Here is a 16,656-nt window from a genome sequence, read left to right on the forward strand (position 1 = left end):
CGCAGTTATCCTGTCATAATCAAAAAAAGGCGCATTCCCGAAGAATGCGCCTCTGAGACCTCATTCCTTGTTCGTAATCATGGGCAGGTTCAAGCCCTTTTCATGCGCACAGGAAACAGCAATGTCGTAGCCGGCATCAGCATGCCGCATCACGCCCGTGGCCGGATCATTCCACAGCACACGCCCCAAACGGGCTGCGGCATCCTCTGTGCCATCTGCGACAATGACCATGCCCGAATGCTGGGAGAATCCCATCCCGACACCACCGCCATGATGCAGTGATACCCAGGTCGCACCCGAAGCGGTATTGAGCAGAGCATTCAGCAACGGCCAGTCGGAAACAGCGTCCGATCCATCCCGCATGGCCTCCGTTTCACGATTGGGACTGGCCACCGACCCACTGTCCAGATGATCCCGTCCGATCACAATCGGCGCCTTCAGCTCACCCTTGGCCACCATCTCGTTAAACGCCAGACCCAGCCGGTGACGGTCCCCGAGCCCCACCCAGCAGATCCGGGACGGCAGACCCTGGAACTGGATTTTCTCCCGTGCCATATCCAGCCAGTTGTGCAGATGCTTGTCGTCCGGCAGCAGTTCCTTGACCTTCGCATCGGTCTTGTAGATGTCCTCCGGATCGCCTGACAGCGCCGCCCAGCGGAACGGACCGATCCCCCGGCAGAACAGCGGGCGGATATAGGCCGGTACAAATCCCGGAAACGCAAAGGCATCTTCCAGCCCTTCTTCCAGCGCCATCTGGCGGATGTTGTTGCCGTAATCGAAGGTCGGCACCCCCATCCGATGGAACTCTACCATTGCCTCGACCTGAAGCCGCATGGACTCCCGCGCCGCTTTCTCAACCGCCGCCGGGTCCGTAATCCGCAGCTTCTCGGCCTTCTCCAGCGACCATCCAGCCGGGAGATATCCATTCAGCGGATCATGCGCGGATGTCTGGTCCGTCACACCATCCGGACGGATGCCACGGCGCACCAGCTCCGGGAAGACTTCAGCCGCATTGCCCAGAAGCCCCACGGAAACCGCCTCGCCCTTCGCGCAGGCCTCATGAATGATCTGCAACGCCTCATCCAGATCCTGCACCTGCCGGTCCAGATAGCCCGTCTCCAGACGCTTCTGAATGCGCGACGGCTCACATTCCACCGCCAGCATGGACGCTCCGGCCATCACGGCGGCCAGCGGCTGCGCACCGCTCATACCCCCCAGACCACCCGTCAGAATCCAGCGGCCCTTGAGGTCGCCACCGTAATACTGGCGCCCCATCTCAACGAACGTCTCATACGTCCCCTGAACAATCCCCTGACTTCCGATATAGATCCAGGACCCGGCCGTCATCTGGCCGTACATCATCAGCCCCGCCCGATCGAGCTCGTTGAACTTCTCCCAGGTCGCCCAGTGCGGCACGAGATTGGAATTCGCAATCAGAACACGCGGCGCATTGGCATGCGTCCGGAACACACCAACCGGCTTGCCGGACTGAACGATCAGCGTCTCTTCATCCTCCAGCTCTCGCAGGGCTTCCACGATCCGGTCATAGCAGTCCCAGTTCCGCGCAGCCCTTCCAATCCCGCCATAAACCACAAGCTCCGACGGCTTCTCCGCGACTTCCGGATCGAGATTGTTCATCAGCATCCGCATGGCCGCTTCGGTCTGCCACGACTTCGCACTGATCTCGGAGCCATGGTCGGCACGGATCACACGATCATTCGACAGACGGGACGACACGGAAGGAGAATTGACCATGAGTAAGGTCTCCATTTTCAGAAAAACAGAAAGAGGTTTGGAAAAGTTCAGAAGCCCGCAGCCACGGTCATCGCCGTCGTAAATCGCGGCGCGATGTAATATCCGGGGGAGCTTCCATCAATGGATGTCCCGTAAATGCCACGGGTGGTCTGGGCATTCAGCTGCGGCGACGCAATACCGGACAGGACTTTCTCATCCGTCAGGTTGATGAACGCGACCCGGATTTCCGGATGTTTGACAAAACCGACGCTCGGCAGACGATACCCCAGAGACAGGTTGAACGTCTTGTAAGCGGGCATTTTTTCATCGTTCATAAAGGTCGAATACTGCGAGCCGGTGTATTTGAACGAGAACGTTCCGAAGAAATTCTTGTAGTCATAGACAAGACCGAAAGATCCCTGAAACGACGGACTGCGAACCGCCGTCTTCCCTGCCGTCGGCAGATAATCGTTTCCGACCTGAATATTGTTGTCGATCGTCGCATGAAGATATTCGACAGACACATAAGGCGAAAAGCCATGAAACGGCATCAGCCCTGCTTCGAAATCCACACCGCGCGACGTCTGTCCGCCGCCGTTGATCGTCGAATAGACCGGAACGTTATTGACGTAACGCAGGCTGGACACCTGCCTGTTTGTGAAGTTGTAGTTGAACAGGGCCAGACTGGCATGAATGATCCGGTCCTGATAGCGATATCCCAGCTCTTCGGAAATCGAATATTCAGGCTTGATCCCCGGATTGCCCTGCGTTGAAATAGCCCCACCCGAATAGGAATTGTACAGGGTGTCATCAATCGGCATCAATGTATTGGTGCTGGCATTGATGAAGACCTGATTGTGGGAATCAATCTTGTACGTCGCCGAAACGCGCGGCAGCGGCTGGAAGTTATTGGCCCCGACATGATACTGCGTGCCCGGCAGACCATTGGTCCCGGCCTTGCTCATCATCAGCGTCTTGATGCCACCCACAATCTTCAGCCGATCATTGAGAAGCGAAATCTCATCCTGCAAGTAGAGCGCATTCGTCTGCGTGACGGTATGCTCCTTCTCCGCCAGATACGGCTGACCATTGCTCATGGTCACGTTCCGCAGGCTCCAGGCCGAAGCCGGATTGCCTGAAGCATCGACCGACGAAAACGGCATCGACAGATCATCAACGCTATACTGATACCAGTATCCCAGCGTCACTTTCTGCACCCCGAACTGACGGGACAGGGACGCGTTGAACCCGCCTACGGACTGCACGCCCACGTAATCGCTTCTCACACTCCCGCCCGACGCCTGGGCATCCGGAATGGTCACGGAAACAGGTTCCGTTCCGTAATAGTTGCCGTCAGACGACAGCGTGGAAGACGCCGGAGAATTCTGCATCGCATACAGGAAATAAGGCGTCACATTGAGCTTCACCTTCCCCGGAAGCGTAAAGTCGGAGGGCAGACTCATCATGATCTGCTCCCATTTCCAGCGGTTCTGCCGCCAGTAATCCGAGCTTCCGGGCGTAAATGTCCCGTTCCATGCATAACTCCGTCCCGAAGTCTGCCAGTCGGCAAGCGTCGGGTTCGGATTGTACATGTAGTTCATGTCAACATACGACCCGACCAGCTTCATCCGGTCGCCGTTTGCAAATTCCTTCTTGAAGCCGAAGTCGATATGCCGGCGCATCTGCCGCCCCGGTCCGAGGGAATTCTTGGCCGTTCCGTTGGAAAACGACACATAGGCCGAAAGACCCGTATTCCCGATATCCCCAGTATCGAAACGTCCGAAGAACCGCTGAAGGTTCAGCGTGCCGTAACTGTAATCGACCAGTCCGCCCATCTTGTGAGACGGATCGCGCATCAGCGTCGTAACCTGGCCGCCCGAAGCATTGACCACAGGCGCCGTGATGGACGAAGACCCCTGCGTCAGACTGACGGAATCAATATCTTCACCATCCGCCCAGTATGTCGGATAGCCGTTATAGGTCTCGATATCGTTGACCGGCATGCCTTCCCAGACCTGCCCGATCTCGTTGCCCCCCAACCCGCGCACGCTCAGCATCGAATTGGCCGCAAAACCGTAAGGATCACTCTGGGAAAGATTGGCACCCGGCGCCAGCGAAACAGCCTGATAGGCCGTCGTCGTCGACGCCTGCTTGTTGATATATTCCGAAGTCACGGTACTGCGCATGTCGCCGCCCGTCTGAACGGCCATCAGCCCCCCGCCCGCAATGTGCCGGACCTTGCCATACGCCCCGTCCTCACCCGCCGCATGCACGGAAATAACCTCCGGCCCCCGCGCACTGACAGAATGAGACTTCCGCTTCACCGGTGCCCCGGCGGCATGCGCCTGCAACCGCGAACGCGCATGTGTTGCCGACGCGGCTCCAGCCAGAGAGGTCGACGCCAGAAACGTCATGGTGGAAAGGGCTACACAAGCACGACGGCGTTTTGCGATTGGCATGGTACCTGCTCGGAATCATTTCGTATCGAAGTCACAATGTCATGTCTGGTTGCATATGCAACCTCCATTTTACACCGATATGACAAAGACATGTCTAAAATTCCCAAAGATCCATAAAAATAATTCCAATATACCAATGCCTTAGAAAAAAACTCGCTTCCCTCCGAAAAATTCTTTCAACCCGCTCCACACCGCCCAGCAAAAACCTTCCCACCAGCCCTCAGGAACACACAATCAGGCTCGTCGACCACACTTCTCAAAAAAGAAAAGTCATTAACTAATTGATTTAACTCATTTTTTTATAAACAGAATTTCAGAGAAAAATCCCCTTCACAAGATTCGCAGAGACCTACCCTTTCTCCCCTGTAAAATTGTATAGGCAAATCCTCCTTGCGATGAGCGTCCCTCTTGGGCATGCTCGCCACATCTGCCCCTTCCCGAGAGCGCGCATGTCCTGGACCACGGCTGAAACCGGCGACCCCATCCCGCCCTTCGTACAGAAAGCCAGCACCAGTTCCGGGGCCCTGTCCTTTGACATGGTGGGCGGACGCAGAATCCTGCTCTTTTTCTTTGATTCTTCGACCAATCCTGCGGTCAAAAGCGTCCTCCAGCGCCTTTCCCACCATCCGGATGTCCTGAATCGCAGAGACTGCCTGTTTCTGGGCGTCACCCTCGACAGGGCCGACACGGACGTCCTCAAAAACCGGTCCGATCTCAGATCGGTCTGTTTCCTTTACGATACCGACCGCATCTGCCACCGGACGTTCGGAATTGCTGAAAACGCGCCACCGGGCTGGATAGAACTCGACCCGATGATGCATGTCGTCCACACGCAGCTCCACCGCCCCGGTCTGGAAGAAACGCTTTTCGCGACGTTACTCCAGAAAGCCACCGCCCCGCAGCGCAGCATGCCTGCGCCGGTCCTCATGCTGGATCACGTTCTGGAACCGGCCTTCTGTCAGGACCTGATCCGGTATCACGACACCCACAATCCCCAGCCCTCTCCCATCCTGACCTCCAATGCCGCAGGACATCCGGTCCGCACCGTCGCCCCGGATTTCAAACGCCGGCGGGACACGCCCCTGCGCGACCGGGGCATCGTCACAGCGCTGCAAAACCGCATCATCCGCCGCGTCGTCCCCGAGATTTTCCGGGCTTTCCGCTTCACGGCGACACAAATGGACAGAATGCTCGTCAGCTCCTACGACGCCACCGATAAAGGCTTTTTCGACGCCCATCGCGACAATACCGTCCCCAGTTCCGCCCACCGCCAGTTCGCCGTCTCCCTCACCCTCAATGACGACTACATGGGCGGAGAACTGATTTTCCCCGAATTCGGGCCACAGACATTCCGTCCCAATGCTGGCGGAGCCGTCGTATTTTCCTGCGCGCTCCTGCATGCCGTCCAGCCCGTTACATCCGGCCGGAGATACGCCTGCCTGCCCTTCGTCTACTAACCGGAGCGTTACTGCTCACCCAGCCTGACCAGAATAGGCATCATCATCGCAAAAAGCTCCGCCTGCGAGGAAATGGCACAGCGCGTATGGATCTGCTTGCGAAACACCTTCACCGTCTGCACGCTCACCCCCATCAGCCTTGCAATCGAACGGGAGGAATGCCCCCGCAAAATCAGCAAAGCCGTCTGTGACTGCCGCGCCGTCAGCACGATGCCATACGTCTTTTCAAACTGCTCGCGGAACTCCGCCATGGCATCCTGCGCATTTGCGGTCTGCGCAGCTTCAAGCCCCGACCAGTGCCGCCCCGCAAGCGCCGCTACAACAGGCTGAATGACCAGAGCCTTCTCCCACTCCGCCGCAACGAATGTCTCTCCCGAACTCGTATCCCGCCCCAGACAGATATGAATGGAAACATCCGCCGATATCCGGACCAGATACGTCATCTCATCCAGAATATGCGTATCGCGGTAATATTTCAGGTAATAATCCGACGCGGCAAAATGATCGGGAACAATATCCTCAAGACGATACAGCCCCGAAGGCGCCCCGGCCCTGTCCACGACAAAAAACGGATCAAGCAGATAGATCCCCGTGCAATACGCACTGTCAAAACGGGCGTGGACGCTTTTTTCCTTTGAATGGGTCAACAGACATCTCGGCCGCCCTTCCCCCCCATAGGCAAGGATCGTCAGGTTATCAATCGGAACACAGCTCTCAAACCATGCCACAAGCCGCTGCTCGAACGCAGGCGTCATCAGCGCCGAAATCACCGCACCAAGCTGCTGTTCCTGCTGACAAAACACCCTTCTATACCCCTTCAGGGCAATATACGTCCCATCCACACAGACCCTACCATCACACATCAGAAGCTGCACCCCGCACAGCCCCTATGGATGGAGGACCTGAACATGCCGCCTGCACTGCCCCACACCACCGACGACATTCTCGCGGCAGATACCCATCTCGTCCAATCCTGGGCCGACCTCGACGGTCTGAAAAAACCCCATGCCCGCACCGCAATCGTTGCGGCAAAAGGCGCCATGGTCCGCGACAGCAACGGTCAGGACCTGATTGACGGAATTGGGGGTTTATGGTGCGTCAACGTGGGTCACGGACGCCCCGAAATCATTGACGCCATCTCCAGCCAGCTCTCGACGCTGGATTTCTATTCCACCTTCTACACCTTCACCCACCCCACAGCCGCCGCCCTGGCCAGAAAACTGGCGGAACTGGCGCCTGGTAACCTGAACCGGGTCCATTTTTCCACTTCGGGATCGGACGCCAATGACGGCGCCGTGCGCATCCTGCATCATTATTACGAGCGTCTGGGCAAACCAGAAAAGAAACTCGTCCTGAGCCGCCACGGCGCCTATCACGGCTCGACCTATCTCTCCATCGCAATGACCACCCCCGCTTATTCCAAAGGCTGGTCAAAAGCCGAAGGGATCGTCCATCACCTGAAAAAACCGCATTACTGGCGCGAAGGCGACGGGATGACGGAGGCGGACTTCACAGATCTGCTCATCGCCGACCTGCGCCATGAAATCGAACGCCTCGGCCCCGAAAACATCGCCTGTTTCATTGGTGAACCCATCATGGGCGCTGGCGGCGTTATCGTTCCGCCCAAAGGATACCACCGACGCGTTCAGGACGTCTGTCGGGAATACGATATCAAGTTTGTAGCCGATGAAGTCGTCACGGCGTTCGGACGTCTCGGACATTTCTTCGCTTCCGAAGCGGTTTTCGATACCCAGCCGGACATGATCACCATCGCAAAAGGCGTCACCTCCGGCTATCAGCCCCTCGCCGCCACGATCATGACCGACGAAATCTACGACGTGGTGTCCGGCCCGGACGGCGTCTTCACCCACGGCATGACCTATGCCGGCCATCCGGCCGCCGCTGCCGCTGGTCTGGCGAATATCGCCCTGATGGAAGCCGAACAGATCCCGGAACGGGTACGCGTCACCGGCAAGCTGTTTGAAAACACATTGCGCGCGCTGGAAGATCTCGACATCGTCGGCGAAGTCCGCGGCAGCCACTTCATGATGGGCATAGAATTCGTCAGGGACAGGACCAGCAAAGCCCTCTTCGATGCCAAGCTCAACATTGGCATGCTGGTCGCGCGCAAGGCTCAGGAAAAAGGCCTCGTCGCCCGCCCGTTGGGACATATCCTGATCCTGTCCCCCCCGCTGATCCTGTCGGAAGAGCAGATCGCCAGAATTGGAGACATCCTCCGCGCAAGCATCACGGAGGTCATGCACGACCTTTCAAAACCCTGAAGGGAGGCGTTCTCAATATCCCCAGTCAGGGTGATAAGTCAGGGCGGGGGTCTTCCCCGCCTCGATCTCCCCGATAGCCCCGGCAACATAAGCCGCCTGCATTTTACAGGACGCCTCCGCAGCGACATGGGGGGTCACGAAAACCTTCGGGTGCTCCCAGAAAACAGCATCCTGCGGCAGTGGCTCCTGCGCAAAGACATCCAGCACAGCCCCCAGCATCCGCCCGCTGTCCAGAGCGGAAATCAGGTCTTCCGCCACCACCTGCTCGCCGCGCCCCACATTGATCAGACTGCCTCCCGGCTTCAGATGGGACAGAAACTCCGCATCAATCAGACCGTGCGTCTGCGGCGTACTGGGCAAAAGATTGACCAGAATATCCGTCTTTCCCAGAAAATCGACCTTGCCGTCCTCTCCGAAATACAGAGGAATATCCTCAATCGGCCGCACCCGGCGACACCAGGCCGAAACCTGAAACCCGGCCTTTGACAGGCGTCGCGCCACAGCCGACCCCAGATTGCCATATCCCAGAATCCCGATCGTGGTCTCCGCACTCGTGCGATATTCAAGATTGCGACGCCAGATTTTCTTCTCCTGCTGCAACGCCCAGGTCCGCGCATCACGCAGCAGCGAAACAATCGCCCACAGCACATAATCCGCCATCAGAACCGCCGTCTGGTCTCCGCCCATGCGGACCAGCATGACATCCTTCGGAAAATCTTCCCGACCCACCAGATGGTTCACCCCCGCCCCACTACAGAAAATGGCGCGCATATGCTGCATTTTCGCCATTTCTCCAGGAGCCGGGTCCCAGACCAGCGCATAATCAGCTTTGGACGGATCAAACGCCGGATCGAACCACGACACCGTCCGGATACCGGGCGCCACCTCACAAAAAGCATTCCGCCAGTTCTCCCAGACACCCGGCCCTTCTGCACTGATTGCAAGCGTTACCATAAGATTTCTCCGCAAAGCCCCAACACGCGCCCGAATGGTTCAGTATTTGATCCAGACCGTCTTCAGAGCGGAATATTTATCAAAACTGTGAAGTGAAAGATCACGTCCGAAACCGGACTGCTTCATGCCCCCAAACGGCGTCATCGGAGACAGCGCATCAACGGTATTAACCGACACCGTTCCCGCATTCAGCCTGTCCGAAACGCTCAAAGCCCGCGTAATATCCCGGGTCCAGACGGACGCCGCCAGACCGTAAGGCGTATCATTGGCCAGAGCCACCGCCTCATCCTCGTCCCGGAACGTCTGGACAACCAGAACAGGCCCGAAAATCTCCTCGCGCACAATCGTGGCGTCCGACGCAACATCCGCAAAAACCGTCGGCTGGATATAGGCCCGCGATGCCCCATGGGTCAGTTGCCCGCCCCCCGTCACAAGCGTGCCGCTCTGACGTCCGGCTTCAATGAACCCGGCAACACGGTCCGCATGCTCCACCGTCGCCATCGGACCCAGCCGCGTGGACGGGTCCAGCGGATTACCGGGCACAAGAGCCTCGGCCCTGGCCTTCAGCCGCCCGATCATGTCCTGCGCAATCGTTTCATGCACCAGCAGACGCGAATTCGCCGAACAGACCTGCCCCTGATTGAAGAAAATCCCCCAGGCCGCCTTGTCAGCCGCTGCCTCCAGATCGGCATCGGGAAACACCAGACACGGACTCTTCCCACCCGTTTCCGGCCAGACCTGCTTCATGTTGCTCTCACCGGCATAGCCCTGAAAGAGCTTTCCGATCTCCGTCGAACCGGTAAAAGCCAGACAGTCCACATCCGGATGCAGCCCCAGAGCGCGCCCGGCCTCATGCCCGAACCCCGTCACGACATTCAGCACACCCGCTGGCAGACCGGCTTCAGACCCAAGCTCCGCCAGGCGCAGCGCGGACAACGGAGACTGCTCGGCAGGCTTGAGCACAACCGAGTTGCCCACGGCCAGAGCCGGTGCAATTTTCCAGATCGCCAGATCCAGCGGAAAATTCCACGGCACCACCACACCCACAACCCCGAGCGGAACCCGGCGCACCATCGCAAGATCCCGCCCGCCCGTCGGCGCAATCTCGTCATACAGCTTGTCGATGGCCTCGGCATGCCATTGCAGAATAGCCGCAGCACCCGGCACATCAATCGTGAGCGTATCGGAAATCGGCTTGCCCACATCCAGCGTGTCCAGAAGGGCCAGTTCTTCAAGATTGTCCCGCACAAGCTGCGCCCAGCGCAGCAGAACGGCCTTGCGCTCCGCCGGTGTCAGACCAGACCAGACAGCACTTTCAAAGGCGGCCCGCCCGCTGACAACGGCCCGGTCGATATCCCCGGCATCGCCCCGCGCCACCTGCGTCAGAACAGCGCCCGTCGCCGGATTGACGGTCTCGAACCGCTGCCCCGAAAGAGCCGGAACAAACCGCCCGTCAATCCAGCAATCATTGCGCAACGACAGTTCGGCAGCACGCTTCGTATAAAACTCGGTATTTTTCGTCATCCGGTCTGCTCTCTTCCGTCTTCAGACATCCTGCGGACCCTCAGGCCCGGACATGTCGGACTATAATTTCCACAGAGCCTGCGGCCCGCGCCGGCGCAGGGCGGCGATGTCTTCAAGACCGGCCAGCCCCAGAATATCCACCACTTCCTGAGACAGCGCGCGGATGGCTTTCTCCACGGAGACCTCACCGCCCGCGGCCAGCGCCCAGGCCCACGGACGCCCGATGGAAACGGCCGTCGCCCCCAGCGCCAGCGCCGTCACAACGTCCCCGCCCCGGCGAATGCCACTGTCGAGAACGACATCGCCCCTGCCCTCAACGGCGTCCACAATCTGCGGCAGAACATCCAGCGTCGCCGGAGACGGGTCCATCTGCCGTCCACCATGATTGGAGACGATCACCCCATCCGCACCCGCCGCAATGGCGTTCCCTGCGTCTTCCGGGTGCATGACGCCCTTCACAACAAGCCGCCCCTTCCATTCGCTCCGGAGCCATTCAAGCCCGGCCCTGTCGAGCGTGGGATCAATCTGCGCGGCCATGTCCTTGGCCTGCCCCATGATACCGTGCGCCGAGGTATAGGCGGCCAGATTTCCGATCGCCGGCGTCCCACGCCCCGCCATGCCCAGACACCAGCGCGGATGGGCCATCATCCCCGCCATCTGCATCAGCGTGGGCCGCGAAAGATGGCGGAATCCATTCCGCACATCCCGCTCCCGCACGGGCGTAATAGCCGTATCAATCGTCACGATAATGCCGTCCATGCCGCATTGCGTCGCACGGGCCAGCATGTCCCGCGTCAGACCCCGGTCCCGGAAAACATAGATCTGCGCAAGCGGCGCGCCCCCCACTTTCGCAACCGCTTCCATCGGATCAATGGAAAAGGTGGAAACGGCCATCCCCACCCCGCAGCGCAGCGCAGCACGCGCGGCGCCCACTTCGCGGTCCGGATGCAGCATCCCCGCAAAACCGACCGGTGCGAGCATGAAGGGCGCTGCCCACTCCTGCCCGAAACAGCGCACACCCGCATCCACGGTCTCGACGTTCTTCAGCCCCCGCGGCACGATCCCCCATTCGCGGAAAGCCTCGCGGTTCCGCGCCATGGTCCATTCCCCATGCGCGCCCCCATCGACATAATCCGCAAACAGTCGGGGAAGACGCCGCCGCGCGGACGCCGCAACACCGGAAAAGACACCGTCATCAACGCGCGTCATAAACGACCCGCCCCCCAAGAACGGTCATCAGAACCGAAATTTCCGAAATCCGCTCGGGCGGCACATCAGCCGGATCTGCATCCAGAACCACCAGATCCGCCAGTTTTCCGACCTCGATGCTGCCTTCCTGCCCCTCACGATGACAGGCAAAAGCCCCCGCCGCCGTATAGGCATACAGCGCCTCGTCAACGCTGATGGCCTGCTGCGGAACGAACGCCGCGCCTCCCGCAAGGCTCCGGCGGGTCACGGCCTTGCCGATCCCCCGCAGCGGCGACAGCGACACGATCGGCCAGTCCGTCCCGAACGCCACGACACTGCCCGCATCCAGAAGCGACCGGTTCGGAAACGCCCGCTCCTGCTCGCTCTCGCGCACCCGCTGCGCCCACACCCCGTTCATCCCCATCCATTCATCGGACGGCGCAACCATCACAGGCTGAAGACAGGCAACCGCACCCAGCTCTTTGAACCGGGGAATATCCCCAGCAAACGGAATTTCCACATGCTCGACGCGATGCCGCAGAGAGCGCGTCGCTTCGGGAACCTGCGCATAGGCATCCAGCGCAAGCCGGATCGCCCCACTGCCGATCGCATGCGTCCAGATCTGAAACCCCGCCTCGGACACACGCCGCACAGCGGAGTGATAGGCCTCAGGCTTCCAGACCAGCGTTCCCGTCTCGTCCGGCCGGTCCGCATAACCCTGCGGCATGCTGGCCGTGTGCGATTCCAGAACGCCATCCAGAAAGAACTTTACCCCGTCCAGACTCAGCATCGGCGAATGATACCGCCGACGCAGCTCCCCGATCTCGGCCAGCCGCTTTTCCGAAAGCTCCGGCGGCGGCATCTCGACCATCACCCCGACCCGACAGGTCAGCGCGCCGGAGGCTTCCATCTCCGCAAGCGCCGGAAACAGCCCTTCATCATAGGCCGCGCTCTCAACCCGCGTGATCCCGCAACGCGCCATTTCCTCCAGAACGCGCTCAAGCCCGTCCCGAACCAGCGCCTCATCCATGGGCACCACATGCGCCCCGACCAGCTTGCCCGCCTCTTCCTTGAGCCACCCCGTCGGAGACCCATCCGGACGGCGCACGATTTCCCCGCCCACCGGGTCCGGCGTTGACACATCAATGCCCGCAAGTTCGAGCGCCCTGCTGTTGGCCCAGGCCGCATGCGCCATGCCGGACCTCAGAAAAACCGGCCGGTCCGGCACCACCGCATCGAGCATCGCACGGTCAAAACCTTCCGGCGGCAGATCCGGATAGCCGTAGCTCCATTCCAGCCCCACAAGCCATTCCCGCTCCGGATGCGCGGCGGCGAACGCCTCCACCCGCCCCACGACTTCCGCCATCGTTCTGGCGTCCCGCAGGCCGATATTCGACAGATATTCCGCCCCCATCAACAGATGAAGATGGCTGTCCACAAACCCCGGAAGGACACACGCGCCCCCCAGATCCACCTGCTCCACATCCGCCCCGCAGCCGTCGAGCAACGCCTGACGCTCACCAATCGCCGCAATCCGCCCATCGCGCAGAAGAACCGCGCCTTCAAACCGCTCATGGCCCGGCAGCGCAATCCGCGCATTGTACAAAAGCGTCATGCCCGCTCTCCCGCAGGCAGAACTTTCCGCCGGAACGTCCGCTCCGCAACAATATAGATTACCGGCGTCAGAATGAGGCTCACCACCCAGGAAACATCCACGCCCCCCAGCATTCTGGCCATGCTTCCCGTATAAAGATTCGTCGCCAGAAACGGAATCTGTACCGCAACCCCAACCCCGTAACAGATCAGGGCTGGCGTGTTATAATACCCGTAAATTCCGCCATCTTTCTTGAAAAAAGAAGCGACGTCATAGTCTCCATGATGGAGAATATAATAATCCGTCAGGTTAATCGCCGTCCACGGGATCATGACCGACATCAGAAGCTCCAGGAACTCGCTGTAAGCCGTCATGAACTGGTCGGCCATGAGCGTGGCCATGCCAAAAGCCAGCGACAGCAGCCCCACCGTCACCACAAGCCGCGCGCCTTTGCCGTAATGACGGTCCGGCGTGAACGTCTGCGCCACGGTCAGCGTCGAGAGCGCCCCGCAATAGACATTCATGGCATTCGCCACCGCAATGCCGATGGACAGCGCCAGCAGAACCGGCACCGCCGTTACGCCCAGGATCGCCGTAAGCGCCTGAATGACATGCGCCCCACCCGCCACGATCCCGATCGCAGCTCCCAGCCCCATGGCCAGCATCGACCCCGAAACGGACCCCGAAAAACACGCCAGAAACGCATATTTTTCGCTTTTCGGCCCCACCGGAAGATATCGCGACGAATCCGAAACATAAGGCGCATAGGCAATCTGCCACAAAGCCGCCAGCGACAGGGTGCGCAGAATACCCGTGCCGCCCCATGACGGCGCCACAACATCATGCACCGCCGGGTGCACGCCCATGACCTGCCACAGACAGACCAGCACGGCCGCACCACACAGCAGCGTCAGAAGACGCGCCGCAACATGGATCACATGATACCCGAGAATGGCAGGAACAATGGACAGGATCTGGATGATCAGAATGGCCGGAAACCGTCCCAGACCCGGAAAACAGGACTGAAGCCCCTCCGCCCCCAGAACAAGGTTCGAGGCCGCAAACCCGACATACATCAGCACGATCACCGCCGTCACCGGAACCGCCCCGAACAGCCCGAACTGCCCCCGCGTCTGGATCATCTGCGGCACACCGAGCCGTGGCCCCTGAGCCGCATGCAGCGCCATGAAAATGCCGCCCACCAGGTTGCCTGCCAGAAGCGCTAGCAGCGCAGGAACCAGAGACAGCCCGAAAACCGTCGTCGCCAGCGCTCCGGTCACGACCGTCAGCATCATGAGGTTCGGCCCGAACCAGACCGTAAACAGGTCCCTGGCACTCCCATGACGGCGATCCGGAGAAATGGGGTAAATCGTCTCTGTTTCCAGTGTGCCAATGGTCTCCATCGTGCCACTCTCCGTCCTTCTGCCAGTCAATCCGCCATGCGGAAAGATGCTGATACTGCCACGCTCCATTGCAATATCAGATCATTATAAAACATACATTTTTCCGTATTGGTAATGTGTTTCTGGTGTATATTTCCTGAAGCCCTACCCCGGAAAAAGCTACGCGCAGTTCCTCTCGATCAGTCTTTTCATTCCGGCTTCATCATATCTATACCGGAAAGAGAAACGAGGCCCGGCCTCAGTCTGATGGGAAAGGAAAAATCTCGTGCTTGCTGCCCGTTTTTCCGGCATCGGAGACATTCAGGTTCTCCCTGTCCCGATATCGCAGGACCTGCCGGACGGCTGTGTCCGCATCCGGGTCGAAGCAGCGGGGATCTGCGGGTCCGACCTGCACAATTTCCAGACCGGGCAGTGGCTTTCCCGCTGTCCCGTCACACCGGGCCACGAATTTTCCGGAACCATCACCCAGACCAGCGGCAATTGCGGTTCACTGACAGTCGGCACACCCGTCATCGCGGATTCAAGGGTCGGCTGCGGAACCTGCCAGTCCTGCCGCTCCGGCCGGAAAAACCTGTGCCGGAACCTCAGCTTCGTCGGAGAAAGCTGCGACGGTGGCTTTGCACAGGACGTCATTTTGCCAGCCACTCAGGTCCTGCCTTTCCCCGACACACTTCCCCTGAGATACGGGGCCCTCGTCGAACCGCTCTCCGTCTCCCTCCACGCCGTCAACCGCCTCGCCCCGACACCCGGTTCTCCGGTCGTCATCTGCGGCGGCGGTACGATCGGCGGGCTGGCCGCCCTCCTGCTTCGGCAGCATGGCCATGACGTCCATCTGCTTGAACGCAACATCGGGCGCCAGACACTCCTCGCCCAAACCATCGGCACCCTTCCCCTCCCTCCGGACGCAGAAGACTGGAACACCCTGTTCGGCCCGGAAGGCCCCGCGTTTATTCTCGACGCCACCGGCGCCGCCCCCGTTGTGGAAATGGCCTGCCAGCGCCTCGCTCCCGGCGGCAGGCTCGTGCTGGCCGGCATTTTCCATCACACACCCCGGATCGACCTCAACCTGATCGTGGAACGGGAACTCGACATCCGGGGCGTCAGCGCTTTCGCAGACGAAATGCCCGAGGCCATCCAGCGTCTCCCCGGCCTCGTTCCGTTTCTCGACCGTCTGATCACTCCGGCCGCAGCCCTCACCGATCTGCCGGCCCTCTATACCCATCTGCTCTCAGGCGCGGAAAACCGCCTGAAAACCCTGATCGCCCCCAACGGTACGGACGGAACATGGTAGACATCTCCCCCCTCTTCTCGCTGGCAGGCAAAGCAGCCCTCATCACCGGCGGCGGGCGCGGCCTGGGGAAAGCCATGGCCCTCCACCTCGCCCGCTGCGGCGCGAACGTCTGGATCTCCGGACGCAACGCCGACACCCTCGAGGCAGCCCGCTCCGAGGCCCTCTCCGACGGCCTGACCGTGCATCCGCTTGTCATGGATGTCAGCAACCTCGACACGATCCGCAAGGCTTTCTCCCGGATCGCCCGCGAAACCCGAGCGCTCGACATCCTCGTCAACAATGCGGGCGACGAAACCCTCCGCGCCTGCGACGACGTGGATGAAGCCCTGTGGGACCGCCTTCTGGACACCAACCTGAAAGGGCCGTTCTTCGTGGCCCAGCAGGCCGCCCGCCTGATGCCGGACGGAGGCAGCATCATCAACCTCGCCTCCCTCACCTCGGCAGCGGGCGTCGCAAAAGCCGTCCCCTACAGCGCCTCCAAATCCGGTATCCTCGGCCTGACACGCAGCCTCGCCGTCGAATGGGCGCCTCGGGGCATCCGCGTCAACGCCCTGGCGCCCGGCTACTTCCATACGGACATGACCGACACGTTCTTCCGCAACGACGCATGGCGCGAAAAGATGCTGGCGGGCATCCCCCTCGCACGCTTCGGCCTGCCTGACGACCTCGCAGGCCCCCTGCAATTCCTCTGCTCCACAGCCTCCGCCTACATCACCGGACAGGTCCTGTACGTGGACGGCGGAACACTCGCCGCGCTCTGATCCTTCCAA

Annotated in this window: 12 protein-coding genes; 4 read left to right on the forward strand and 8 right to left on the reverse strand. The window is 60.1% G+C overall.

Annotated elements, in window-relative coordinates:
* Positions 1–60 precede the first annotated feature (60 nt).
* Both hutU and GAL01_RS12350 read right to left on the reverse strand, forming a co-directional pair.
* Positions 61–1,737, reverse strand: coding sequence for a urocanate hydratase (gene hutU, locus GAL01_RS12345; RefSeq protein WP_103143254.1), 1,677 nt, complete (start codon positions 1,735–1,737; stop codon positions 61–63).
* Positions 1,738–1,802: 65 nt separating this feature from the next.
* Entirely contained in the window at positions 1,803–4,193 is a 2,391-nt protein-coding gene (locus GAL01_RS12350; protein WP_082780135.1) for a TonB-dependent receptor, read from the reverse strand.
* Between the two features lie 449 nt (positions 4,194–4,642).
* On the opposite strand from GAL01_RS12350, the gene GAL01_RS12355 reads away from it, so the two are divergent.
* The gene (locus GAL01_RS12355; RefSeq protein WP_062032429.1) at positions 4,643–5,650 is read left to right on the forward strand and encodes a 2OG-Fe(II) oxygenase; all 1,008 of its coding nucleotides are present in this window, start codon (positions 4,643–4,645) and stop codon (positions 5,648–5,650) included.
* Positions 5,651–5,658: 8 nt separating this feature from the next.
* Here GAL01_RS12355 and GAL01_RS12360 read toward each other — a convergent pair whose 3' ends face one another.
* Positions 5,659–6,453 (reverse strand): LuxR C-terminal-related transcriptional regulator, encoded by a 795-nt coding sequence (locus GAL01_RS12360; RefSeq protein WP_169926427.1) that lies wholly within the window; start codon positions 6,451–6,453, stop codon positions 5,659–5,661.
* 105 nt (positions 6,454–6,558) lie between these two features.
* Here GAL01_RS12360 and GAL01_RS12365 point away from each other — a divergent pair, with 105 nt between their 5' ends.
* A complete protein-coding gene (locus GAL01_RS12365; RefSeq protein WP_062032543.1) occupies positions 6,559–7,932 on the forward strand; it encodes an aminotransferase class III-fold pyridoxal phosphate-dependent enzyme in 1,374 nt (457 codons plus the stop codon).
* A gap of 12 nt (positions 7,933–7,944) precedes the next feature.
* Here GAL01_RS12365 and GAL01_RS12370 read toward each other — a convergent pair whose 3' ends face one another.
* Genes GAL01_RS12370 through GAL01_RS12390 form a run of 5 tightly spaced genes read right to left on the reverse strand, consistent with a single transcriptional unit; the run spans position 7,945 to position 14,595 of the window.
* The gene (locus GAL01_RS12370) at positions 7,945–8,886 is read right to left on the reverse strand and encodes a 2-hydroxyacid dehydrogenase (protein ID WP_062032425.1); all 942 of its coding nucleotides are present in this window, start codon (positions 8,884–8,886) and stop codon (positions 7,945–7,947) included.
* A 39-nt stretch (positions 8,887–8,925) separates the two neighbouring features.
* The gene (locus tag GAL01_RS12375) at positions 8,926–10,410 is read right to left on the reverse strand and encodes an aldehyde dehydrogenase (protein WP_062032423.1); all 1,485 of its coding nucleotides are present in this window, start codon (positions 10,408–10,410) and stop codon (positions 8,926–8,928) included.
* A 60-nt stretch (positions 10,411–10,470) separates the two neighbouring features.
* Positions 10,471–11,619: an alpha-hydroxy acid oxidase gene (locus GAL01_RS12380; protein WP_062032420.1), complete on the reverse strand. Its 1,149-nt coding sequence runs from the start codon at positions 11,617–11,619 to the stop codon at positions 10,471–10,473.
* Complete coding sequence (locus GAL01_RS12385) at positions 11,606–13,213, reverse strand: amidohydrolase (protein ID WP_062032417.1); 1,608 nt, start codon at positions 13,211–13,213, stop codon at positions 11,606–11,608. Before GAL01_RS12385 ends, GAL01_RS12380 begins: the two co-directional genes overlap by 14 nt.
* Complete coding sequence (locus tag GAL01_RS12390; RefSeq protein ID WP_062032412.1) at positions 13,210–14,595, reverse strand: purine-cytosine permease family protein; 1,386 nt, start codon at positions 14,593–14,595, stop codon at positions 13,210–13,212. Before GAL01_RS12390 ends, GAL01_RS12385 begins: the two co-directional genes overlap by 4 nt.
* A 265-nt stretch (positions 14,596–14,860) precedes the next feature.
* Here GAL01_RS12390 and GAL01_RS12395 point away from each other — a divergent pair, with 265 nt between their 5' ends.
* Both GAL01_RS12395 and GAL01_RS12400 read left to right on the forward strand, forming a co-directional pair.
* Positions 14,861–15,886, forward strand: a complete 1,026-nt coding sequence (locus tag GAL01_RS12395; RefSeq protein WP_062032409.1) for a zinc-dependent alcohol dehydrogenase — start codon at positions 14,861–14,863, stop codon at positions 15,884–15,886.
* Positions 15,880–16,647: an SDR family NAD(P)-dependent oxidoreductase gene (locus GAL01_RS12400; RefSeq protein WP_062032406.1), complete on the forward strand. Its 768-nt coding sequence runs from the start codon at positions 15,880–15,882 to the stop codon at positions 16,645–16,647. Before GAL01_RS12395 ends, GAL01_RS12400 begins: the two co-directional genes overlap by 7 nt.
* Positions 16,648–16,656: the final 9 nt, after the last annotated feature.

It is taken from the genome of Gluconobacter albidus, from assembly GCF_002723915.1.
GTDB lineage: Bacteria > Pseudomonadota > Alphaproteobacteria > Acetobacterales > Acetobacteraceae > Gluconobacter > Gluconobacter albidus.